Here is a 24,063-nt window from a genome sequence, read left to right on the forward strand (position 1 = left end):
ATCAAAGATTATGTAAAAATAAATTTAAAAACAAAAAGAATTGAAATATGGATATTCAATCATTGATGCATTCCAATCCTTCAAGATTTTCGTACAGAATTGGTAAAAACGCCCCAACATCAGTTACTATACTTACAACCTGTGCGCTTCCCCTATCAGCAAGTTTAGTGACTGTTGCAGGGTTTATATCAACACATATGCTCTTTACATATGATGGGAGTATATTACCTGTTGCTATTGAGTGAAGCATGGTTGCAATCATAATTACCATGTCAACGTTCTGTGCATATTTTCTCATTTCATCTTGTGCTTCTATTACATCGGTTATAACATCTGGAAGAGGTCCATCGTCCCTTATTGAACCTGCAAGCACAAATGGTACGTCATTTTTTACGCATTCATACATTATTCCGCTTGTTAGTATTCCTTTTTCAACCGCTTCTTTTATAGATCCAGCCTTGTTAATTTCGTTAATCGCATAAATATGATGTCTGTGTCCCCTAACAACGGCTTCTCCGTGTTTTGTGCATACGCCAAGAGATGTTCCATAGAGGGCATTTTCAATATCGTGGGTTGCAAGGGCATTTCCAGCAAATAAAATGTCAATTATTCCTTCCCTTATCATTCTGGCCAGGATTGGTGCTGATCCTGTGTGAATAATTGCAGGTCCAGCCACTATGGCAATTTTACCACCTTTTTCTTTAATTTCTCTGATTTCTGATGCTATTTTTTCTATTATGGATCTTACTGGTTTTTCTGATGAGGCCTCACTGGACATGAACTCAAAAACACCTTTTTTGCCCCTTGGTCTTTCTGGAGGTATAACTTTAATTCCCTCTCTCCCAACAACAACCAGATCTCCCTTCTTTATTTTCCCTATTGGTCTGCACAGTGCTCTTTTACTGTCTAAATCCATTATTATCATGCAGTCCATTTCTATATCTTCAACATCTATCCATTCTCCATCATATCTAACATATGTAGGATGGTTCGTGGTTGAATAAAAGTCTTCAGGAAGTGTTTTATCTTTCTGGGATTCCTGGAGTTCTACTTCCTTAATTTCAACAATAACAGCACCGATTTCACTCAGTTCATCAAGTATTTCGCCTAAATGAGCGGTGTCTTTTCCTATAACTTTGATATGGGCATGGCTAATGTCCTTTTTATGTTTTCCTACATGGAAATTCAGAATTTCAAAATCTCCACCCATGTCCATTATAAGATCAAGGGTTTTTGGAAGAATTAAAGAGTCAATTATATGTCCTGAAAGTTTAATTTCTCTTGTATTCATTATAACATCTCCTGACAAATGTACTGAACAATTAAAATATTTAAATTTAAATAAACTTTAATCATTTTGCTTTAGAACCCTGAATTTAATAGGATTTTATAGATTTCCTTAATAAAAGGATTTTAAATTATTTTTATTCAATTTTGATATGACTATTTATTAATTGATCATGATATATAAATTTTAAAATATAAATAAAATCAAAAAACAATTATTCATTTTATTGTGTGCATAAAAAGTCATGGATAGTTTTAGCACCGTTAACTGAAGTTATATCACCAATTTCAGTTGATGAAATTTCCACTAAATCAAATCCAACTACATTTTTCCCATTTAGACAATAAATCAGGCTTTCAAGCTGGAAAGGATTCAATCCACATGTAGATGGAGTGCAAACACTTGGAGCATAAGCCGGATCCAACACATCCATATCTACACTTACATATAAAGGCCCTTCAATGCTTTTAATTGCATTTTCAACCTTCTTTATGTCCTCATTAACCTCATGGGACATAAAATAATTTATATCATTTTCCTCTGCAAATTTTAATTCTTCTTTTGAACATGAACGTACACCAATCTGGACTATTTTTTCAGGGTTTAAATCAAATATTCTGCGCATTGCAGTTGCATGGGAATATTTTTCTCCCATATATTCATCTCTTAAATCCATATGGGCATCAAAATGAATAACGGTGATATCTTCAGCATCTATAACTTTTAAAACAGCGCAACTTATTGTATGTTCGCCGCCGATAGCTACTGGTGTAATGTTTTTATCTAAAAGTTCAGATACTGTTGTACCTATCATTTTACAGGTTTTATCGAAATTACCCTGAATAACTTCAATATCTCCAAAATCAAAAAGAGAAACATCTAATGTTTTATTTAAAGCCATATTATATCTTTCAAAATTATAAGAAGCTTCGCGAACAGCCTTTGGACCAAACCTTGCACCTGTTTTATAAGTAGAAGTGCTATCAAAGGGCACTCCAATTATACCAAAATTTTTGGATCCTTTATCCAGATTCACCAGATCATCATCTTCCCCCCTCTTTGAAAACGCAAACTGCAGGGGATTCTGTGTATAAAAAAGCATTTTATCAACTATTGCTTAAATGCTCCTAAAATAAAATTTATTTAAAAAAATAAGTAATTGCAGTAATTGCAATTCAATTATTTGACTCTCATGATTTTTTGTTTACCCATCGCTTCGATGTAGTCAACTTCTGCGCCCTCAACAATCTGATCTTTCAGATCTTCAGGGATGGGTAATTCAAATGTTTCATAAGATTCAAGATCCATAAGTTGAACGTCTTTTCCCATTAAAGCAAGAACCTGTCCTACTCTCTTATCAATTATTGGAACATCACATTTTGCATCAACAGGTTTAACAAGGCTACGTTTTTGACCATCGAATATTCCAATAGCTTCAACTCTAGCTTTAGCAGCGCCGTGTTTTCCTGGGGATGATGTCTGGATACTTGAAATTTTTGATGCTTCACCATCTAATATGACATATTTACCAACTTTTAAGGTTTTTACCTCTACAACCTTCTTTGACATAATATTTACCTCCAAATTAACAGTATTAAAGAACTTATATAAGTTTAAAAATATATTAAACATAAACATTATTATTTATTAATTCAGCTCTTTAATCTTAGAACCTAAAAATATTTTTAGTTATTTATGATTATAAACGTTTTATAGGTGACCCCAAAACTCATAAAGTTAAGTTATCTACTATGATAAACGATCAAATAATCTTATAAAATAGCTTTATCTTTTTCAATATTTAAATATTAAGTGATAAGTCATGAAAATAGCAATAACATCAGGAAAAGCAGAAGGTCCCAGTAAACTCAATGCATTCGACAATGCTTTATTAGATGCAGGAATAGGGGACGTAAATCTAATTAAAGTAAGTAGTATAATTCCAGCAGATTCAAAATTCGTAGAACTTCCACAGCTTAAACCCGGAGACATGATTAATTGTGTTTTAGCTCATGCAACATCTGACAAGGAGGGAGACATTATTACTGCTGTAATAGCTGTTGCAACATCCGATGATTTTGGATGTGTGGTAGAACATTCAGATGTAAATAAAGATCCAGAGGAAGTAAGAGAAAATGCCGTATTTATGGTAAAAGAAATGATGAAAATAAGGGAAATGGAAATAAAAGAGATAATAGTAGAAGAAATAAACCATACAGTACAAAAAGAAGGATCTGTGGTCGCTGCTATTGTTTACCTGGAGTAAAAATATGAAAAAAGAAGATATGGAATTTTGGAGAGATATTTCATACAAAATAATTCAAGAAGTTGAAAAATCCATTTCTCCACTTGTTGGCAGTAAAAAGGCAGGTAAAGTAGTTAAAATGGGTGCTGATGGTACTCCTACTAAACTGATTGATGAAGTAGCAGAAGAAAAAGTTATTGAAGTATTAGAAAACACCAGAAAAGCTGTAAAACTTATAAGCGAAGAAATAGGTGAACTTAAAATAGGTAATGGCTCATCTGAAGCTATTTTTATAGTTGATCCATTGGATGGCACTGCAAATGCGATAAAAAATATTCCTGCTTATGGAATATCGATTGCAATAGCCACCCCTTCTGATTCTATTATAGATGATATTAAAATGGGTTTTGTAAAAAATATTGCAACAGGAGACCTTTATGAGGCTTTTAAAGGACATGGATCCTATATTAACGGGAAAAGTTCAATTCCTTCAAAACAAAAAGAAATCACCCTTTCATCAATAGGGACCTATATACGCGGAGTAAAAATGGAGAAAATGGATAAAATCTGCAATACCGTAAAAAGAATCAGGTTACTGGGATCTATTGCTATAGAATTAAGTTATGTTGCAGATGGAACCTATGATGCTTTTCTTGATATTAGAGGAAACATAAGAATAATAGACATGGCCGCTGCAAAACTGATTATAGAAGAAGCAGGGGGAATTATTACTGATGAAAAAGGAGAAATTCTGAACAACCCATTAAATGTAAAGGAAAGGACTTCTGTAATCGCAGCATGTAATTTAAATATTCATAAAAACATAGTTAATATGATGGGGGTCTGATGATGCGTATAGGTATTGTAACACGTCATGATATCCACAGAGGTGTAGAACTCGCCGAAGAAATTGTTGAATTTTTAATCAAGAGAAATATAGATGTTTTTTTAGATCCTCTGATTGTCAGCGAACTTCGTAGATTCCATAACTTAAGCTGCGATATTGATGAAATGGATGTTGATATCATAATTACTATTGGAGGCGATGGCACAATATTAAGAACTCAGAGCCTTATTACTGGTAAGAAAATACCTATATTCGGTATAAACATGGGTACAGTTGGTTTCCTCACAGAAATTAGTCCTGAAGAGACCTTTCATGCGCTTAAAGAAGTTTTAGATGGTAATTATTTTATAGAGGAACGTACACGACTTGAAGTATGGCATAATCGTAAATTAGCGCCTGCATTAAATGAAGTAGTTCTTATGACCAGAAAACCTGCAAAAATGCTTCATCTCGAAATAAAGGTTGATGAAGAACATGTAGAGGAATTACGTGCTGATGGGCTGATAATAGCAACCCCCAGCGGCTCAACAGCTTATGCAATGTCCGCAGGTGGCCCAATAGTTGATCCACGTGTAGATGCATTTATAATTGTCCCCATATGTCCATTTAAACTTGGGTCACGCCCTACAGTAGTTTCTGGAAGTAGTGTAATTCAGGTGAAACTTTTAAGGGAAGGTAAAAAGGCTAAAGCCGTGATAGATGGCCAGTATGAGGAAGAAATTAATTATATGGAGGAAGTGATATTTTCTAAATCAAAGGAAAATGCTTATTTTGTAAGATTAACCAAGGATTTCTATAAAAAAGTTAGAGAAAAACTCATTAAAGGTGGAATAGATGCTGTTTAGTTTAAATTCAATATAATTGCAATTTCAGCCGTAAATTAGTAATTTCTAAAGGATGGAAAATCAATGAATGTCTTGATTATTGATATGACACACGGTGGAACGCTTATCGCTTCAGAATTTTCAGATCAACCTGATTTCAATGTCTTTGCACTGGACAATTACAATACTCTATCTGAAGAAAAAAAGAAATCCTTAAAACAGAGAGGAATTAAATTCGTTGAAAAAGAATTTTTAGACAATATAAATATCAAAAATGATGTTAAAAACCTTTCAAATGATGATTTTTTAATAGTTGCCCCTATACACTGTAATATTAACTCTAAAATCCATTTAACCCACCATGAAGCTGTTAATTTTTTAATGAAAAACGGGATTAAAGTTCCAGTAATAGAAGTAACTGGTGTTAAAGGAAAAACCAGTGTTGTCTGGATGTTAAAAGAGATATTTATAGAAAATAATCCTTTAATTTTAAGCAGCTTAGGAATTGAAGTTACAAAAAACATGGAAAACCACATATTAGAACATGACATCAGTATAACCCCTGCAAATATAATAAATGCATGGAAACTTGGAAAAGATTTTAATCCACAAATCTGCATATTTGAAACTTCTCTTGGAGGAACAGGACTTGCAGATGTGGGCATAATTACCAATATAGCTGAAAATTATCCTGTAGCATCTGGTGAGAAAAATGCATGTCTTGCCAAAGCCCAGATGTTTAAAAGTAAAATTACAGCCTGTGATTTTGATTCTTTTAAAAATTATTATCCTAATATTGATGCAAAAGTGAATACATTTGGTTTAAACCATGAAGCGAATGTTTATGCATCTGATATCAAATTTAAACTGGATAAAACAATGTTTACAGCCAAAATAGAGAATCTTGAAACTTATGAAGGGGATTTATTAAATACTGAATTTGAAGTTGAAACGTTTGCTCCAGCCAAACACCATTTAAATAATGTACTTTGCGCAATATGTGCAGCTTTAATTCTCAATACTCCTATTAACCAAATCAAAAACGGTTTAAAAAATTTTAAAGGTATTAAAGGTCGGACATCCATCAGAAAATATAAAGGAAGTAAAATTATTGAAGAAATAAATCCGGGTCTTAATGTTACAGCAATTAAAAAATCAGTGGATATTATTAAGGATTTCAATGATTCAACCCTTATTTTTGGTGGTAAATATGGAATAACATGCGAAGAAATTGACGAAGATTCTACAGTAGAATTTCTGAATATGTTGAATAATGAGATCTCACTTATACTGGTTGATGAACTTGGTAAAAACATCAAAAATAAAATAAAACGAAAATATAAGTATATGAATAATTTTAATAATGCTATTGAAAAAGCAGTTGAAATGAATTCAAGAATGATTCTTTTAATATACAGGTCAAGATTTTCTGATCAAAGTAAAAGATAATTATATAAATTGCTCATTTCCTTTTGCATTTCATTTAGTTAATAAACAATCATAATTTATTTGTGGATTAATTAAACTGGAAATACAAAAATCTAAATAAAAATAAGAAATATTGTTAAATAGCGGAAATCTTTTTAAAGATCAATAAAGAATTATTGAATATAATTAGAAAAAAATTTAATTTTTAATGTTTAATGATTTTGGAGAGGATTCTTTGAAAGTGGGTACCAGAGGAAGCAATTTAGCTATGACACAGACAAAAAATATAATCAATCAGTTATCCAAAATAATAAATGAAGATATAACTATTGAAGTAATAAAAACAACAGGAGATAAAATCACTGATTCTCAACTTTATACCATTGATATAAAAGGTATATTCACCAAAGAACTGGATAAAGCAGTTTTGGAAGAAGAAGTTGATTTTGCAGTTCACAGCCTGAAAGACCTTCCAACAGAACTTTCCGGCGATCTCGAAATAGTGGCTGTTCCTAAAAGAGAATCTCCAAATGAAGTGCTTGTCTCCAATTATGACTGGGACGAGTTGGAAGAAGGAGCATCCATAGGAACAAGCAGCCTTCGAAGGGAAGCCTTCTGTAATTATCATAAAAAAAAACTGAATATAAAACCAATAAGAGGAAATATAGATACCAGAGTTAGAAAAGTAGAATATGGAGAATATGACGCCACAATAATGGCTGAAGCTGGCCTTAAAAGGCTTGGACTTTCAAATCATATAAAAAAAGTATTCCCACTTGAATATTTTACTCCCGCAGCAGGTCAGGGGGCACTTGCTGTAGTTGCAAGGAAAGATAGCAGCGTACGGACAGAGCTGGAGAAATTAACTCACTTTAATTCATTACAAGAGATAAAAGCTGAAAAAATTGTACTTGAAGAGCTTGGAGTGGGCTGTCAATGGCCTCTTGGAGTATCAGCAAGAGCAGATAATGGTAAAATGGATTTATTCAGTATTTTACTTACAAAGGAAGGTGAAATACTTTCTAAAGTTAAATTAAGTGGTTCAATAAATGATGCAGAAAGACTGGGTAAAGAAGCTGCAAAAAAAATGATGGAGGAATACGTGTGAACAAAGTAAATGTAGGTGTAATCGGCGTTGGAGCAATGGGCTACAACCATGCCAGAGTATATTCTAAAATTGAAAATGCTAATCTTATGGCTGTATCAGATCTTATGAAGACAAAGGTAGATGAAGTAGCTCAAGAATATAATGCTTCAAGCTTTGTAGATTATAATGATATCCTTAAAATGCCTGAAATAGATGCTGTCAGCGTATGTGTTCCAACAACCCATCATTTTAACGTTGTTATGGATGCAATTGAACATGGAAAACATGTATTGGTAGAAAAACCAATAGCATTTACTTTGAGGGAAGCAAAATCCATGGTAAAGGCAGCTAAGGACAATGGAGTTAAACTTGCAACTGGACATGTTGAAAGGTTTAATCCTGCAGTAGGGAAGGCTAAAGAACTTATAAAAAATGACGTTATTGGAGAAGTAGTATCTGCATCTGCAAAAAGAGTTGGCCCATTTCCACCAAGAATAAAAGACGTTGGTGTTACTATAGATCTTGCTATTCATGAAGTGGATATAATGTTCTATCTCTTTGATAGCCCTGTATCTCAAATATACGCCCATATGGGTAGTAGACTTGAAAAATGCGAATATGAAGACCATGCAGAGATAATGAGCACTTTTGAAAATGGTATAATAGGTATGCTTGAAGTTAACTGGCTTACTCCATATAAAAAGAGAAAACTTGAGATTACAGGAGTTGATGGAATAATATCAATAGATTATATAGACCAAACAGTTAATGTATATGGGAAATCAACTCAGAATGTAGATATAGACTACAAAGAGCCTTTAAGGGAAGAACTAAGCTCTTTCTTATCTGCGGTTAAAAATGATGAAGATCCTAAAATTACCGGTGAAGATGGAATATACGCACTGAAAGTTGTTACTGCTGCCATGAAATCTGCTAAAGAAAACACACCTGTCAAATTAGATGAATACTAAATTTGAAGCTGAAAAGATATCTAAAAAATTTTAAAAAAATTAAGATTAGAGAATAATTATAAGTTTAATGAACAATATAAATAAAATTTAGATTAAAACATTCATTAAATTTTAAAATAATTATTTATTTGAAATTAAATTGTCTTTAATTAAATTGGATGTGTTTTTATGAACGAAGAGCTTATAAAAAAGGCTTATGAATTAAGAAGCAGGGGTTTTACAACCGGTGAAATAGCAGATGAACTTAATGTGTCTAAAGACACTGCTAGATGGCTTATTTTACAAATGGGTAGTAAAAATATTGAATTTAAAGCTCAAAAAGCCCCGGTTGATTTTGCAATAGATTGGAAGAATTTGGGCAGCAGCTCTGCGCGAATGATGAATGTGTCTGCGGCCATGGCTGATTTAGCCCTTGAATATGGCAATGTTGAAGTTGTAGTAGGTATAACTGTAAGCGGAGTGCCATTTGCAACAATGATGGCTGAGATAATCGGTGCAGATATAACTGTATTCCACCCCATAAAACACAGAAAAGAAGAAGATGCAAAAGGTGCCATAAGCAGTAATTTTGCATCAGTTGAAGGCAAAAACGTTGTAATTGTAGATGACGTCATAACAAGTGGAAGAACAATCAAAGAGGCCATTGATGTTTTAAATGACCTTGGAGCAAATCCATTAGGTGTTGTAGTCCTTATAGATAAAAAAGGAATCTTTAAAATGGATAAAATTCCTGTAGAGTCATTGATTCGTGTTAGCAGGCTTGGATAAAGTCTAATTCTTATTTTATTATCTTATTTTATCTGATTTTTAATTTATTGATAATATTTTTATTTTATCACTACAATATTATTAACAATATTAAAATAATCCAATAGGAGTTTGTGCTATATTAAATTTGGAGAGTACAAAAACATTAGAAGTCAGCTTATACTAATTTTTTTCGTTGTTTTAATAGGTATGACTATTTATGAAGTTACAAAACAGTTGATTCTCCCAAATATAGGTATTTGGGAATCACATATTATCACTATTATTTTTACAACTATTTTAGCAACTATTGGAGCTTACTTTGTATTAAATGAAAGGGAGAACTTAATTAATAAATATTTTACCGAAAAAAATCGCTATAAAGAAGCTGAAAAAGAATATCGGACAATATTTGAAAACACAGGTACTGCAACTGTTATTATCGAAGAAGATACTACTATTTCCCTAGCAAATCATGAATTTGAAAAGATTTCAGGTTATGGTAAAAAAGAAATTGAAGATGTAATGAAATGGATTGATTTCATTGCTAAAGAAGATCTAGAAAAGATGTTGAAATATCATAGACAAAGAAGAGAAAAAGGTCAGATTCCTCCCAGAACCTATGAAGCTCATTTTATAGACAGATATGGAAATATGAAAAACGTTATTTTTACTGTTAGCTTAATTCCAGGAACTAAAAAAAGTGTGGCTTCCCTTTTAGATATTACTGAACGTAAAAGAATAGAAGAAGCTCTTAAAGAATCAGAAGAAAAGTTCCGTGAAGTTTTCAATAATGCTAATGATGCAATGTTTTTACATAAAATAAATAAAAATGGCTTACCTGGAACAATTATCGAAGTAAATGATATTGCATCAAAAAGACTGGGATATTCAAGGGAAGAACTTCTCAAAATGTCCCCAATGGATATTGATGCAATAGGAGAAAAAATGTGGCCTCCAGTCATGGATAAGTTATTTGAGATAGGAGATATCACTTTTGAAGGTCTTCATTTAGCTAAAGATGGGTTAAAAATTCCTGTTGAGATTAGTTCCCATATCTTTATTTTAAATAATGAAAGAGTTGTTTTGTCAATTGCCAGAGATATTACTGAACGTAAGATTGCTCAAGAAGAAATGGAAGAATTGCTATATACATTAGAACTTAGGGTAAAGGATCGTACAATAGAATTAGAAGAAGCTTATCAGTCACTTAGAGAAAGCGAACTAAAATTTAGAACATTAGCCGAAAATTCACCAGATATAATAACCCGGTGTGATAAAAACCTAAAAATAACCTATTTTAGCAAAGATTCGGAAGATCTGGGATTATCCAGGGATGATTTTATTGGTAAAAAAATTGAAGATTTAAAAATTGATGATGACTTAAAAGATTTATGGATTGAAAAAGTTCTTGATGCATTCAGTACATGTGAAAATCAAGAATTTGAATATAAGTTTTCTGGAACTAAAGGGGTAAGATATTCTCAAGCCATTATTACTCCAGAATATGACGATAAAGGAAAAATAGAAACATGTATTGGAATAATAAGAGATATTACAAAACGCAAACTGGTTGAAAATGCTTTGCGTGAGAGTGAGGAAAAGTTCAGAACACTTGCTGAAAATTCACCTGCAATCATATATCGCTTTGAATTAGTTCCAGAAAGATGTTTTTCTTATATAAATCCAGTTGTCACATCAATTACAGGCTATACTCCCGAAGAACATTACTCAGATCCTGATCTTGGTTTTAAATTAGTTTACGATGAAGATAAACATTTTTTAGATGAATTATCTAGAGGAATTTTTAAAAATCCTCTTGTCTTAAGATGGGTACGTAGAGATGGTGAAATTATATGGACAGAACAATATAATGCGCCAGTTTACAATGATAATGGCGAAATTGTAGCTATTCAAGGAATAACCTTCGATATAACTGAAAGAATAGAAATAGAAAAATCTTTAGAAAGAAGCGAAGCAAAATATAAGGAATTAGTTGAAAATGCAAATAGCAGCATTATCCGACTTGATAAAAACGGGTGCATAACTTTTTTTAATGAATTTGCAGAAAAATTTTTTGGCTTTTCTAAAGAAGAAATTTTAGGTAAAAATGTTATTGGTACTATAGTCCCTGAAACTGAATCTTCGGGTAGAGACCTTAAAAAACTTATAGATAGGATAATAGATAATCCTGAGGCATATTATTATGTTGAAAATGAAAATATGAAAAAAAATGGAGAAAGAGTTTGGGTTTCATGGACCAATAAAGGAATTTATAATGAAAATGGAGAGTTAGCTGGAATTTTAAGTATAGGAATAAATATTACAGAACTAAAAAAGGCGAGAGAATCTATAGAAAATGAACGTAACAGACTATTTAAAGTATTAGATTTAATTCCTGCTTTTTTGTATCTACAAGCCCCTGATTATTCCATTAAATTTGTTAATAAGGAATTTAAAAAGCGTTTTGGTGAGCCAGAAGATAGAAAATTTTATGATATGATCCATGATTGTCAAGAACCAAATAAACCATGCCCTACATTTAAGGTTTTTGAAACAAAAACTCCACAGTCATGGGAGTGGACTGATAACAAAGGTAGGAATTACATTGTTTATGATTATCCATTTCCTAGTTTTAATGAAGAAGAATTGGTTTTAGAAGTAGGCATAGATGTTACTGAATTAAAGAATACAGAAAAAAAGTTAAAAAGAACTATAGCAGAATTAGAGCGTTCTAATGATGAATTACGGCAGTTTGCTTATATTACCAGCCATGATCTCCAAGAACCACTTCGAAGTATTGCCAGTTATGCGCAACTTATAGATAGGCGTTATAAAGGAAAACTAGATTCAGATGCTGATGAATTTCTTGATTTCATGGTTGAAGGTGCAATAAGAATGAAAACAATGATACAAGGACTTCTCGAATATTCAAAGATAGGTAAAGGAGATGAATTTAAGCCAACCAATATTGAAGATGTACTTAATCAAGTATTAGCTAATTTAAATGCAACAATAAACGAAAACAATGCCATTATAACTCATGATCAATTACCTATTGTAACTGCAGATTCCAGACAACTTATTCAAGTATTCCAGAATTTAATTGGCAATGCCATTAAATTCCGTAAAAAGGATGAAACTCCTAAAATTCATATCTCAACTAAAAAAATAAATAATGAACACTTATTTTCAGTATCAGATAATAGTATTGGAATGGAACAACAATACACCGCTAAAATTTTTGAATTATTTAAAAGATTACATACCATTGACAAATACAGTGGTTCAGGAATTGGTCTAGCAATTGTAAAAAGGATTATTGATCGTCATGGTGGCCGTATTTGGGTAGAATCTAAATATGGTAAAGGATCAACATTTTACTTCACTATTCCCCTTAAAGAAGAAAAAGAATATAATTTAAAATAAGTCTTTAATTTAAAGACTGATTTAAACTCTGTATCTTAATATAGCGGCAAATCCACCAAAAGCCCTCAATAATTGCATTCCTTCTTCAGTTTCTGTTGATATTATTTCTACTTCAGAACCTACTTCTTCAGCCATGTCAACAAAATCATCAATGATATCTTTGGCTTTACTTTCCTTCATTTTTTCTCCACACTCAGGACATCGCATTTCTTCAGATTCATCTATATTTTTAACTGTTTTTTCCTGAACACAACTACAAAGTGGGCATTCATATGTTTCACGGTTGGATTTAACACCCTCTGAAAGTAAGAGGATTTCAACCGCGCCCATTTCAAGATTTTTCCTCACATCAGCTTCTCCATAGGATGCAAGTCCATCCTCACTTATAAGCTCCTTTAAAAACCTCTGAACCAGCTTTTTTTCACGCATTATATCTATTTCAGTTAAAACATCCATGGACTTGTCAATGACTTCCCTTATTCCAAATTCGCCAGTGTATGATGTATCCACAGTAGTTATAACCTTGTCTTTAATTTCATAGTGCATGTAGTCCCCTTTAAGGAAATCTTCCTTTGTATGGCCGGGACCACCGAGTATTACGCCCTTTAAATCTTCTATTGGTAAGAAAGCATCGTTAATTTGCTCACCAATCCTCTTTAAAAATTCATGGGCTGCAAGTTCAATTAAACGGTCAAATCTTCTCTGAGATTGTCCACCAGCCTTATGTTTACCGGGAACTCCGCTTGTAAGTGTTTTTATTATATCTATCCGTTTACCACGTAAAGTTGCAATTGTAGCTTCCTTTCTATCTAAAACTGCAAGCCCATATGTTTCTTTTACATCAATCATATCTTGTAAAGGTTCAAGATAGAATTCTGAGTTACAGTGATAAGTATAGGTTTGAATTGGTTCTGGAGGTTCAAAAACGTATGTTTCCATTTTTTCAGTTCCAGGACCGCCTTTGGGAATCATTCCAACAAAAAGGAGAAGTCCATTCTCTGGAGGTTTGGGAAACAGCTTTAATCTCTGCATAATAACCTCAATTGCAGACTGTACGTTCTTCTTTGTTTGTTTACTTTTTATATTGGCACTCTGGCTTAGTTCTTCCCTCATGTGCTTTACCACATCACTTATTTGCTTATCAGGAGGGATATAAACTGACACCAGTTCTGTTCCTCTGCCTTTTTTATCTGCGAGTTCTTCAATAGTTCTTTTAAACTCATATAACTCTTTTGATGATACTTCAGTCAAAATAATCTCTCCTTAACAATAATAATAGTAAATTAACATGTTATTTATAAATTTTAAAAGATCAAGAGCAGGAATTATTCTATTTATATTATCTCCCATATATAATTAGATTAAATTCTATATTTTACTCTATTTAATATGGTTAGAATTATATTTATTTATGTTCCATGACATTTAATTATGGTGATAAGATGAAGATAGTTATTACAGTTGGCGGTTCAATAATGATTAAAGATAATGATCACGAAAAATTCAGAGCTTATGCTGATGTTTTAAAAGATATGAACAGTGAAAATCAATTATTTATCGTTGTTGGTGGCGGAAAACCTGCTCGGGATTATATAGGAATAGCAAGAGGCCTTGAAGCTTCTGAAGCGGCCTGTGATGATATAGGTATAGATGTTACAAGATTAAATGCTAAACTTTTAATTATGGCTCTTGGCGAAGACGTGTATCCCCAGGTGGCAAAAAACTTCCATGAGGCACTAGAATTTTCAGTTAGCGGTAAAATAGTTGTAATGGGTGGAACTGAGCCTGCACACAGTACTGATGCTGTTGGAAGTATTCTTGCAGAATTTGTGGGGGCTGATCTCATGATTAATGCCACATCTGTAGATGGATTATATGATAAGGATCCAAACAAGTTTGAAGATGCAAAGAAGTTTGATGAAATAACCCCTTCAGAAATGCTTACCATTTTAAGCAGTAAAGAAAATAAAGCAGGTACGTATGAATTTCTGGATATGACTGCAATACAAATTATTAAAAGATCAAATATCAAAACATTAATTGTCAATGGAGAAAATCCTGAAAATCTTCAAAAAGCAGTTCTTGGAAATATAGGAACCAGCATAGTTCCTGATATCCAATAGCTAATTTTTCTTAATCTATAAATCAAATATTTGAGGTTGAGAAAGACCATAACTTGCAAATCTTTGATTTGCGCTATCGAAAGTAAACTTTCGATGCACCAAACACTTTTTGTTTGATTGCTCCAAAAATTCCCTCGAAAATCTACAATTTTCGGGCTGCAAAAACAATGTTTTTGCAAGCTTCGAATTTTTGAGAGGTTTTTCGAACCACAAATTAACAAATATGAGGTGTAAATATGACAAAACCACATAAACACTGCCCAATGTGCGGGACACCGATTCCAATGGACGAAAGATTCTGCTCTCCTAATTGTGAACGGGTGTTTGCAGAAAGACAGCAAAAAGTAATGCGTACAAGGAAAATAATGTATGTAGCCTTTGCAGTACTTATTATAATTTATCTTATATATGTTTTTAGAGGAAGACTTTTTTAAATTACTTTTATTGTCTTTCTTCTCATTTATTTTTGAATTCTTTAAAAAAATAGAAATTTATTTATTGAAAAAGTCTATAATAAAATAAAATTTTTTTAATCAATATTGTTCAGGTTTTAATTAAAATAAAAAGATTTAAGGCATAACTTATAAAGTTACACCCATATCGAGCTGTTCAGTGAGCTCTTTGTATCTGTTACGAATAGTTACTTCAGTTACACCAGCAATGTCTGCAACATCTCTTTGAGTTTTTCTCTCACCGAGAAGTACAGATGCAATGTATAGCGCTGCTGCTGCAACTCCTGTAGGTCCTCTACCTGAAGTAAGACCTTTTTCCATTGCTTTTTCAATTATTTCAATTGCTTTTGATTGCACTTCACCAGATAAGCTTAATTCACTCGCAAATCTTGGAACATAATCTACTGGTGACGTTGGTGGTAATTTTATGTTAAGTTCACGGGTTAAGAACCTGTAAGTTCTTCCCACTTCTTTTTTACTTACACGTGATACTTCAGCAATCTCATCAAGGGTTCTTGGAACGTTACATCTTCTGCATGCTGCATATAGCGATGCTGCAACTACTCCTTCAATACTTCTCCCTCTAATGAGCTTGTTTTCCACAGCACTTCTGTAAACAACAGATGCTGCTTCTCTCACGCTTCTTGGTAAACCTAACCTTGATGAATCTCTATCAAGTTCACTTAATGCAAAGGCCAGGTTTCTTTCTGTAGCACCAGAAATCCTTATTTTTCTCTGCCATTTTCTTAAACGATACCATTGAGCACGGTTTCTTGCAGGGATGTCTCTACCATAGATATCCTTATTCCTCCAGTCGATCATGGTACTTAAACCTTTATCGTGGATTGTATAAGTAATTGGAGCACCCACCCTTGTTCTTTTATCCCTCTGCTCATGGTCAAAGGCTCTCCATTCTGGCCCCATATCAACAAGATTATCATCTATAACCAGACCACATGCACCACATACAATTTCTCCGCGTTCGTGGTCGTTGATTAACTTTTCAGAATCGCATTCTGGGCATTTTGTTTCTACTTTTTCGATTTCTGAAACATCTACCTTCATTCTTTCTTTCGTTTTTTCCGCCCCCATCTTTTTGTAGGTTTTGATGATACAAACAATGTCTCTCCAACTCGGTTCTTTAAGTTTTTAGAGTTTTTTGCATAGACTTTAACTGAAATATATGGCTTTTTTGTAGGTCCAAATACGTCAATAACAGTTCCAATTCTTTTTTTATCATCCGTAAAAACAGGCAAGCCAAAACCAGGCGTTTGATCAGATCTCACTATTATTCTACCCTTGTTAGAGAAATGCGAGATTATTCCCAATTTTTTCATTTATCATCATACCGATAATTTTATATATTATAAATAGTGTTAAGAAGTTATATATAAATGTTTCGATATTTTTAAATATTAAATATTAACCTATAATATATATTTTTTGATATAATCCTAGAATATAAAAAAACAATCAATGAATACAATTAATTTAATACGGAATTATACCTGAATTTTCACATTACTTTTCTTATCTCTGTATTTTTTTCCATAGTAAAAAGTAGTAATTGCTCCAATAAATGTGGGCATTATATAAGTTACCAGTCTATCCAGCAATGATGTAGCGAGAACAACATCTGCAGGGACACCGACAGGTATGAAAAGAGCCACCATAGTACCCTCACGAATTCCCAAAGATCCAGGTATTGCAGGGATTATAGAAACTAAAATAGCTATGGTATAAATTATTATCATGGGTATTATTGGAGGATAATAACCTATCGCTACAAATGTCAAATAAAATCGGAGATTATCTATACCCCATATTAAAAATGAAAGAAATACACCCAAAATAAACATTCTATGATCCCTTAACACTCCCTGGAAACCTGAAGTAAATGTTTCAATATATTCAATTAATTTATTTTTGACATTTGTAAATGAAGTTTCTCTGGAAGTTATTTTTTTTGCATATGGATATATACGCCTTGCTAGCGATATTATTACTTTTGTAGCAACTTCTTTTTTAAGACCAACATATATTATCAATCCAAAAAAGATCATTGTAATTATTATCATTATACTGACCACTAAACTGGTCCAGAAACCAATATTTAAAGTAAATATCAGATATGCTGCAAGTGTAGAAACTAATAAAAATGGGAAAAATTCAAAAACTCTATCAGCAGTTGCAGAAGCAAAACCTGTCTCAAAAGGAATATCTTCAAATTTATTTAGAAGATATGCGCGTAATGGTTCTCCTCCTGCTGAACCGGGCGTAACATTATTTCCAAAAAGACTGGTAAACATCATTAAAAGGACCTGTTTATATTTAGGTGCACTGTGAAGTACATTCAGGATCAATTTCCATCTCAATGTCCAAAATGTTATAATGATAAATTCAATAAGTAATGTTATTATCATTATTCTAAAATCAGTTTTGCTTAAAACAGTTAAAATATCATCTAAACCTACTAAAAATGATACTAAAAATATAATGAATGCTCCTGCTATAAATGTAATTGAAATTTCCCATTTATGACTCTTTAAATAGTGGGTTGTGCTTTGCATATCAAAATTCCTTTAATAAATTAAAACATGGTTAAATTTGAAATTCATATTTTATTCCATGTCTATTAAATAATTTTTTATTTTAATCCCAAAATAGATGAGAGTGAATCTCCTTTTTCAATCCTTCTAATGATTTCATTTTCCTTTTTTTTAATATTCAACGCTTCTTCAATGACATCATTTAAATTTTCTTTAGCTATGACAACTACACCACATTCATCGCCAGCGATTATATCTCCAGGATTCACTGTGACATCTCCACATTCTATTGTAATATTAATTTTACCTTGCGCCTTGGGACTCCCAGCATTCGGAACAACATTTTTCGAAAAAACAGGATATCTCAATTCTTTAATTGCTCCTATATCCCTTACAGCACCATCTATAATTGTGCATATAATTCCTTTTTCACGTGCAGTTTTTGAGGTTAATTCCCCCCAAACTGCCTGATCCTGCCCTTCAACCTTAATAACTAATATTTCACCTTTTTTAGCAACATCTATTGCTTTAACACATGTTCCCCAATCATCTGCATCTGTTTTAACTGTTACTGCACTTCCAATGACCATATTGCCTAATAAAGGTTTAATGTCCTTCATTACTCCAGAATTACCAGTAACATTTTTTAGAGCATCTGAAATTTGAGAACTTGTCAAATTAGAACGGATTAATTTAGAATAAGAAAATTTAGGTGAAAATTTATCTAAGAGGCTTTCTGGGGAAAGCTTCCTTCCATATTTCATTAAAATCAGTCCTGAGGTGTTGTAACTTCTTCAACAAGCTTTTTACCTGCTACTACCTCATCAACACTGTGGATTGAACCGCCGTATTGTTTAATTGCATCATTTATTTTATCAAAATTAAGGTCATTTCCCTGCATTGTTACTTTAACATTCTCAGTTTCTTTATCAATTTCCATTAAAGTAACATTTACTCCATCAACTCCCTCTAATTCACTTAAATACTTTGCGAAATAGGGTATATTCGGTTCATGGGGTTTAAGTATATCTAAAACAATTCTTATCAGGCCTTTTGCCACTTTCGTATCCTCCAAAAAAATTTTCTATTTTTTTGGGGTTTAGGAAAATCCTTTAGGATTTTCCTTCAACCTCCAATTATTTTCAATAATTGAGGTTCGGGAAATTAAAAGTCGAAGCTGTAAGAAATGCTAATTTCTTACGCACAAAAAATCGTGGATTTTTTGTAGATTTCTAATTTCATTAACCTCCGGATTTTCAATCATATATTGAAATAAATCTATAATATATTTAAAATTTTACATTTGATTATATAAAAATTAGATACATAAAATCTATTTTTTTTATATTGTGTTTAGTAATGCAATGTATGTTTTTATGTTTTTAAATAGTTCTAAAAAACATTTTTATCTTTTACAAAGTTTAATATCTAAATTAAAGGATTTACAAACATCTTTTTTTACCAATTTAAAAAGATATTTTAAGCTTATATAATAAGCACCGTTTTATTTTTGACTCTTCAATTTTATATATAAGATTAGTTATATAATTTCATAGATACTATTAAAAATTTCATAATGGCTTTAATCATGAGTTTTAGAAGATTATCACGTATAGTTGAAGAGCTATCACATTGCGTAGAACAAGGAGTGCCAATTCTTATCGAGGGTAAGAAAGACGAAGAAGCCTTAAATGAGCTTGGAATAAATGGCAAAATAATTAAGGTTTCTGGATCTGGTCTTAAACTCTTTGAAATTGCTGAAATGGCTACTGAATCATCTTCAAAAGTAATAATACTGACAGATTTTGATAAAAAAGGCGAAATACTTGCAAAAAAGCTGTCAGAAGATATACAGAGTCTTGGCTCTCATCCTGATCTTAGTATAAGAAAGAAAATTATGGGTATTTCACGGAAATACATTAAAGATATTGAAAGTCTTCCAAAACATATAAGACAACTGGAACTTGAAAATAATCCATATGGCAGTTACCAGTAACTTGAACATATGATCATCCAATGAAGCCTATTCACACCATGATGTTAACATCATGAAGGTATCTATAATCAAAAGGAGGCCCATTTATGGGAAAAGGCGAAGAAATAAGTACAACTAAATATCTCATTCATGCTCAAATTAATGCTAATGGTATTGTTGAAAAACCTGACGTCGTCGGTGCTATTTTTGGACAGACAGAAGGTCTTTTAAGCAATGATCTTGATTTAAGAGAATTACAGAAAACAGGACGTATAGGCAGAATTAAAGTAAATATTAATTCAAGAGGAGGCCGCTCCAAAGGGGAAATCGTAATTCCCTCAAGTCTTGATAGAGTTGAAACAGCTATCCTTGCAGCATCACTTGAAACAATAAACAGAGTGGGACCCTGTGAAGCTTACATACAAGTATCCAAAGTAGAAGATGTAAGGGCTGTTAAAAGAAGGAAAGTTGTAGACCGGGCAAAGGAACTCTACAAAGGAATGATGGAAGAAGTAACTCCCGAAAGCCTTAAAATGATAGAAGAAGTCAAAGAAGCCATGAGAATTCACGAAATAACTGAATTTGGTGACGAAAAACTACCTGCAGGACCTAACGTTGCTACATCAGACGCTATTCTTGTAGTTGAGGGGAGAGCTGATGTTTTGAATCTCCTAAGGTATGGTGTTAAGAATGCAATTGCTGTTGAAGGAGTAAGTGTCCCTAAAACTGTTGCTGAATTAACCAAAAATAAAACAGTAACTGCATTTGTTGACGGTGACCGTGGTGGAGAACTTATATTAAAAGAATTACTCCAGGTTGGAGAGGTTGACTACGTTACAAGAGCTCCAAGAGGAAAAGAAGTTGAAGATCTGGAAAAAGAAGAAGTAATGGTGGCTTTGAGAGATAAAGTACCTGTTGAACAGATGTATCATGATCTTGGGGTAAAGGTTGAAAAAATAGAAGAAAAAGAAAAAGAGAAAGGCGAAGATAAAATTAAAGTATTGAAGGGTGTCTTAAAAGAATTAGAAGGTACTGGCAATGCAGAAATTTTTGATGACGCTTTAAACATATTAAAAGAAGTAAAAGTAGAAAATCTCTATGATGAACTTAAAAGTGTTGAAAATAATACCTATGCAGTAGTATTTGACGGAGTTATAAGTCAAAGATTAATTGACATTGCAAAGGAAAAAGGACTTAAGCATATCGTTGCAGTAAGAATGAGCGATGTGGTTAGAAAACCAAGCCCAATTAAAGTTATAACCAGATAATATCTCAATTTCCACAGAATTGCTATTTCTGTGGAAAAAATATTTTTTATTATTATACATTTATCATCATTTAAGCCAGATAGAGGTATTAATTATGTATATAAACATGAATCATGAGTTTTTAAAGGATATAGAAACTACAAAAGACATTTTAATACCAAAAGACCCTCTGGAAAGAGTTATTGGGCACGAAGATATTATTAAATTTGTAAAAATCGCTGCAAAACAGAGGAGAAACCTGCTGCTTGTTGGACCTCCAGGCATAGGTAAATCCTTAATAGCTCAAGCAATTTCTTTTCATCTTGGAGAGCCTAACGAAGAAATTAATGTGGTGCATAATCCAGAAAGGCCTGAAAGACCCTTTGTTGAAATAAAAACCCGAAAAGAAATGAAAAGTGAACAAATAAATCTTCAAAAGGCCGAGGGAGCTATTGTAGATCCTCGGGGTGTTCCTGAAGCTGTTGCAGAAAGATTAGGATTTAGATGTGTTCATTGCGGGGGTTATAACAGCGCATATCAAAGCATATGTTCTAACTGTGGTGGAGACAAATTTTCCCATATAAATGCAAGGAGAAAACATTTAGGTGATCTTTTAGGAATGTTTGAAATGAATTCTGGCCATATAAGCATTCCACAAGAACGTGTAACAACAACAAGGATAAATAACGGGAAAGAAGAAGTCGTAATCTATGAAAGAATTGATGGGGATAAAATAAAAATACTTGATCAGGACGCTCTTGAAAAGAGGCGTGAAATCGTTGATGAAAAGCCAAAAAACGTTGTTGTACCCCTTGATAGAAAAATGTTCATACAGGCCACAGGTGCCAGTGAAACTGAATTATTAGGTGATGTTAGACATGATCCCTATGGAGGCCATCCTGATTTAGGAACACAGCCCTATGAAAGAGTTGTACCTGGCGCAATCCATGAAGCTCATGAAGGAGTTCTTTTTATAGATGAAATAGTCCATATTGCTGGATTACAGCGTTATATATTAAGTGCAATGCAGGATAAGGTGTTTCCTATTATTGGAAGAAATCCTCAAAGTGCTGGAAGCTCTGTTAAAGTTGAAAATTGTCCTTGTGACTTTATTTTTGTAGCAGCATGCAATATACGTGATGTGCAGTATATATTGCCACCATTACGCTCAAGAATTCAGGGAGAAGGATATGAAATCCTGATGAAGACAACCATGCCTGATACTGAAGAGAATGTTGCAAGACTTGCCCAGTTTGTAGCTCAGGAAATTGAAATGGATGGTAAGATACCCCATGCAACCAGAACAGCTGTTGAAGCACTTATTGAAGAGGCAAGAAAAAGAGCAAGAGTTATTGATGACCAGAGAGATTCACTTACCCTTCGATTACGAGATCTGGGTGGAGTGGTGAGAATGGCTGGAGATATGGCTGTTATGGATGGAAATCAATACATACTGGAAAAACATATGAATTTTGCCATTAAAAACGCTATTTCAATAGAAGATCAGATAATCAAAAGATATTCCAGTTTTGAGAATGCAGTGCAAAAAGATATTTCCAGTTCTCAAAGAATGAACGGTGGCTCATTTAATGGAAATCATGAAAATGTTGACAGGAGTTACATGTAAATAATTTTAAATACATCCTAAATTGATATATAGCTGATAACATGAATCCCTATTCAAATCAAATAAGAAGAAACTCTCCTGATGATTTATCAAATTCAGGAAGTATAACAGCGAATGGACACGGCTATATACTTGCAGAATCACTTTTAGAGACTTTTGATTTTCCTGAAATGATTGAAGATTATCTAATAGAACTGGAGATAAGAAATTATTCAAGGAACACCATAAAAACATATAGATCCATTGTAATTAATTTTTATAACTTTTTACTTAATGAAGAGAATTTAACAGACGAAAAAAGAGTTTTAAGAGCTTTTAAAAAGTATATACAGTATTTAAAACGTGACAAAGGCGTTTCACAAAATTATATCTATCTTGTAACCGTTGTGGTAAAAAAGTTTTTTGAATTTGGAGGCATACACGTTTTAAAGGAAATTAAGACTCCTAAAAGAACCAAATCACTCCCTAAACATTTGAATGAACATGAAGTTGAGAACCTGATCAATGCCTTTGATAAAAAGGAGACATGTAAAACAGAACGTGGTAAAGCCATAAATCTTAGAAATAAAGTTATTTTAGCCTTACTTTACTCATCAGGCTTAAGAGTTTCAGAATTAGTGAATCTTTACACAGATAACGTGGATTTACATGAAAGAACCATAAGAATAAGAGGTAAAGGTGAAAAAGACCGTATTGTGCTTTTTGATGAAGAAACAAAGAAACTGATTGAAGATTATCTCGAAAGAAAGGACGATGACAGCGAATACCTTTTTGTTAACCGGTCTGGAAATCATTTAACTCCCCGATATATACAGATGATGATTAAAGAGCATGCGAAGGCTGCAGGGATTAAAAAGAAGGTAACACCGCATATTTTAAGGCATTCATTTGCAACCCACCTGTTAAAGAATGGTGTTGATATTAGGGCTATTCAGCAGCTTTTAGGGCATTCAAACCTGAGTACAACTCAGATTTATACCAGCGTGGATATGCAGACTCTTAAGAATGTTTATGATCGGGCAAAGCTTGTTTAATTCTTATTTTAACATATTTACTGTCTTTTTTGATCAGCATAAAAGCCATATATCAACTCGATCATAATTAAAATATGGAAAATAATATTAATTCTTTAATCTGTAATGCTATACGATCAAAGCAGATCATAAATTTTAATATGATGATGGAACTCGTATAGCCGAACCATACTGTTATGGGAAAAGCACC

23 protein-coding genes are annotated in these 24,063 nt (G+C 32.7%); 14 read left to right on the top strand and 9 right to left on the bottom strand.

Translation table 11 applies throughout. The features are described 5' to 3' along the window. Positions 1-55: 55 nt before the first annotated feature. The 3 genes from QMD61_08715 to QMD61_08725 all read right to left on the bottom strand — a co-directional run bounded on the left by QMD61_08715 (position 56) and on the right by QMD61_08725 (position 2,857). Positions 56-1,291, bottom strand: coding sequence for a TIGR00300 family protein (locus QMD61_08715; GenBank protein MDI6724709.1), 1,236 nt, complete (start codon positions 1,289-1,291; stop codon positions 56-58). A 220-nt stretch (positions 1,292-1,511) separates the two neighbouring features. Further along, positions 1,512-2,390 (bottom strand): agmatinase, encoded by an 879-nt coding sequence (gene speB / locus QMD61_08720; GenBank protein MDI6724710.1) that lies wholly within the window; start codon positions 2,388-2,390, stop codon positions 1,512-1,514. Between the two features lie 77 nt (positions 2,391-2,467). Further along, positions 2,468-2,857, bottom strand: coding sequence for a translation initiation factor IF-5A (locus QMD61_08725; GenBank protein ID MDI6724711.1), 390 nt, complete (start codon positions 2,855-2,857; stop codon positions 2,468-2,470). Between the two features lie 253 nt (positions 2,858-3,110). Between QMD61_08725 and QMD61_08730 the strand changes: the two genes are divergently transcribed. The 8 genes from QMD61_08730 to QMD61_08765 all read left to right on the top strand — a co-directional run bounded on the left by QMD61_08730 (position 3,111) and on the right by QMD61_08765 (position 12,866). Then, entirely contained in the window at positions 3,111-3,554 is a 444-nt protein-coding gene (locus QMD61_08730; protein MDI6724712.1) for an arginine decarboxylase, pyruvoyl-dependent, read from the top strand. A 4-nt stretch (positions 3,555-3,558) separates the two neighbouring features. Then, positions 3,559-4,380 (top strand): bifunctional fructose-bisphosphatase/inositol-phosphate phosphatase, encoded by an 822-nt coding sequence (locus QMD61_08735; GenBank protein ID MDI6724713.1) that lies wholly within the window; start codon positions 3,559-3,561, stop codon positions 4,378-4,380. Between the two features lie 2 nt (positions 4,381-4,382). After that, the gene (locus tag QMD61_08740) at positions 4,383-5,225 is read left to right on the top strand and encodes an NAD(+) kinase (GenBank protein MDI6724714.1); all 843 of its coding nucleotides are present in this window, start codon (positions 4,383-4,385) and stop codon (positions 5,223-5,225) included. Between the two features lie 63 nt (positions 5,226-5,288). Next, entirely contained in the window at positions 5,289-6,653 is a 1,365-nt protein-coding gene (cfbE, locus tag QMD61_08745; protein MDI6724715.1) for a coenzyme F430 synthase, read from the top strand. A 214-nt stretch (positions 6,654-6,867) separates the two neighbouring features. Next, positions 6,868-7,740, top strand: a complete 873-nt coding sequence (gene hemC / locus QMD61_08750; GenBank protein MDI6724716.1) for a hydroxymethylbilane synthase — start codon at positions 6,868-6,870, stop codon at positions 7,738-7,740. After that, positions 7,737-8,690, top strand: a complete 954-nt coding sequence (locus QMD61_08755; protein MDI6724717.1) for a Gfo/Idh/MocA family oxidoreductase — start codon at positions 7,737-7,739, stop codon at positions 8,688-8,690. The genes hemC and QMD61_08755 overlap by 4 nt, the downstream gene beginning before the upstream one ends. Before the next feature lie 168 nt (positions 8,691-8,858). Further along, positions 8,859-9,458 (top strand): orotate phosphoribosyltransferase-like protein, encoded by a 600-nt coding sequence (locus QMD61_08760; protein MDI6724718.1) that lies wholly within the window; start codon positions 8,859-8,861, stop codon positions 9,456-9,458. A 111-nt stretch (positions 9,459-9,569) separates the two neighbouring features. Next, positions 9,570-12,866: a PAS domain S-box protein gene (locus QMD61_08765; protein ID MDI6724719.1), complete on the top strand. Its 3,297-nt coding sequence runs from the start codon at positions 9,570-9,572 to the stop codon at positions 12,864-12,866. A gap of 21 nt (positions 12,867-12,887) precedes the next feature. Here the strand turns inward: QMD61_08765 and prf1 are convergent, their stop codons facing one another. Next, positions 12,888-14,117: a peptide chain release factor aRF-1 gene (prf1, locus tag QMD61_08770; GenBank protein ID MDI6724720.1), complete on the bottom strand. Its 1,230-nt coding sequence runs from the start codon at positions 14,115-14,117 to the stop codon at positions 12,888-12,890. A gap of 191 nt (positions 14,118-14,308) precedes the next feature. Between prf1 and pyrH the strand changes: the two genes are divergently transcribed. Together pyrH and QMD61_08780 are read left to right on the top strand one after the other, a co-directional pair. Continuing rightward, positions 14,309-14,989: a UMP kinase gene (gene pyrH, locus QMD61_08775; GenBank protein MDI6724721.1), complete on the top strand. Its 681-nt coding sequence runs from the start codon at positions 14,309-14,311 to the stop codon at positions 14,987-14,989. 236 nt (positions 14,990-15,225) lie between these two features. Then, positions 15,226-15,423: a DUF2116 family Zn-ribbon domain-containing protein gene (locus QMD61_08780; GenBank protein ID MDI6724722.1), complete on the top strand. Its 198-nt coding sequence runs from the start codon at positions 15,226-15,228 to the stop codon at positions 15,421-15,423. 147 nt (positions 15,424-15,570) lie between these two features. On the opposite strand, the gene QMD61_08785 is transcribed toward QMD61_08780, so the two are convergent. The 5 genes from QMD61_08785 to QMD61_08805 all read right to left on the bottom strand — a co-directional run bounded on the left by QMD61_08785 (position 15,571) and on the right by QMD61_08805 (position 19,050). Next, complete coding sequence (locus QMD61_08785; protein ID MDI6724723.1) at positions 15,571-16,506, bottom strand: transcription initiation factor IIB; 936 nt, start codon at positions 16,504-16,506, stop codon at positions 15,571-15,573. Beyond that, entirely contained in the window at positions 16,503-16,778 is a 276-nt protein-coding gene (locus QMD61_08790) for a Gar1/Naf1 family protein (protein ID MDI6724724.1), read from the bottom strand. Before QMD61_08790 ends, QMD61_08785 begins: the two co-directional genes overlap by 4 nt. Before the next feature lie 165 nt (positions 16,779-16,943). Next, positions 16,944-18,011: a UPF0104 family protein gene (locus QMD61_08795; protein MDI6724725.1), complete on the bottom strand. Its 1,068-nt coding sequence runs from the start codon at positions 18,009-18,011 to the stop codon at positions 16,944-16,946. A 77-nt stretch (positions 18,012-18,088) separates the two neighbouring features. Next, positions 18,089-18,754: an RraA family protein gene (locus tag QMD61_08800; protein MDI6724726.1), complete on the bottom strand. Its 666-nt coding sequence runs from the start codon at positions 18,752-18,754 to the stop codon at positions 18,089-18,091. A 5-nt stretch (positions 18,755-18,759) separates the two neighbouring features. Further along, a complete protein-coding gene (locus tag QMD61_08805; GenBank protein MDI6724727.1) occupies positions 18,760-19,050 on the bottom strand; it encodes a DUF211 domain-containing protein in 291 nt (96 codons plus the stop codon). Positions 19,051-19,578: 528 nt separating this feature from the next. Between QMD61_08805 and QMD61_08810 the strand changes: the two genes are divergently transcribed. The 4 genes from QMD61_08810 to QMD61_08825 all read left to right on the top strand — a co-directional run bounded on the left by QMD61_08810 (position 19,579) and on the right by QMD61_08825 (position 23,873). Continuing rightward, positions 19,579-19,986: a toprim domain-containing protein gene (locus tag QMD61_08810; protein MDI6724728.1), complete on the top strand. Its 408-nt coding sequence runs from the start codon at positions 19,579-19,581 to the stop codon at positions 19,984-19,986. An 86-nt stretch (positions 19,987-20,072) separates the two neighbouring features. Next, on the top strand, positions 20,073-21,233 hold the full coding sequence (gene dnaG, locus QMD61_08815; protein MDI6724729.1) for a DNA primase DnaG: 1,161 nt from the start codon (positions 20,073-20,075) through the stop codon (positions 21,231-21,233). Positions 21,234-21,327: 94 nt separating this feature from the next. Beyond that, on the top strand, positions 21,328-22,839 hold the full coding sequence (locus QMD61_08820; GenBank protein MDI6724730.1) for an ATP-binding protein: 1,512 nt from the start codon (positions 21,328-21,330) through the stop codon (positions 22,837-22,839). Between the two features lie 41 nt (positions 22,840-22,880). Continuing rightward, positions 22,881-23,873, top strand: coding sequence for a tyrosine-type recombinase/integrase (locus tag QMD61_08825; protein ID MDI6724731.1), 993 nt, complete (start codon positions 22,881-22,883; stop codon positions 23,871-23,873). Positions 23,874-24,063: the final 190 nt, after the last annotated feature.

Source organism: Methanobacterium sp., assembly GCA_030017655.1.
Classification (GTDB): Archaea; Methanobacteriota; Methanobacteria; order Methanobacteriales; family Methanobacteriaceae; genus Methanobacterium_D.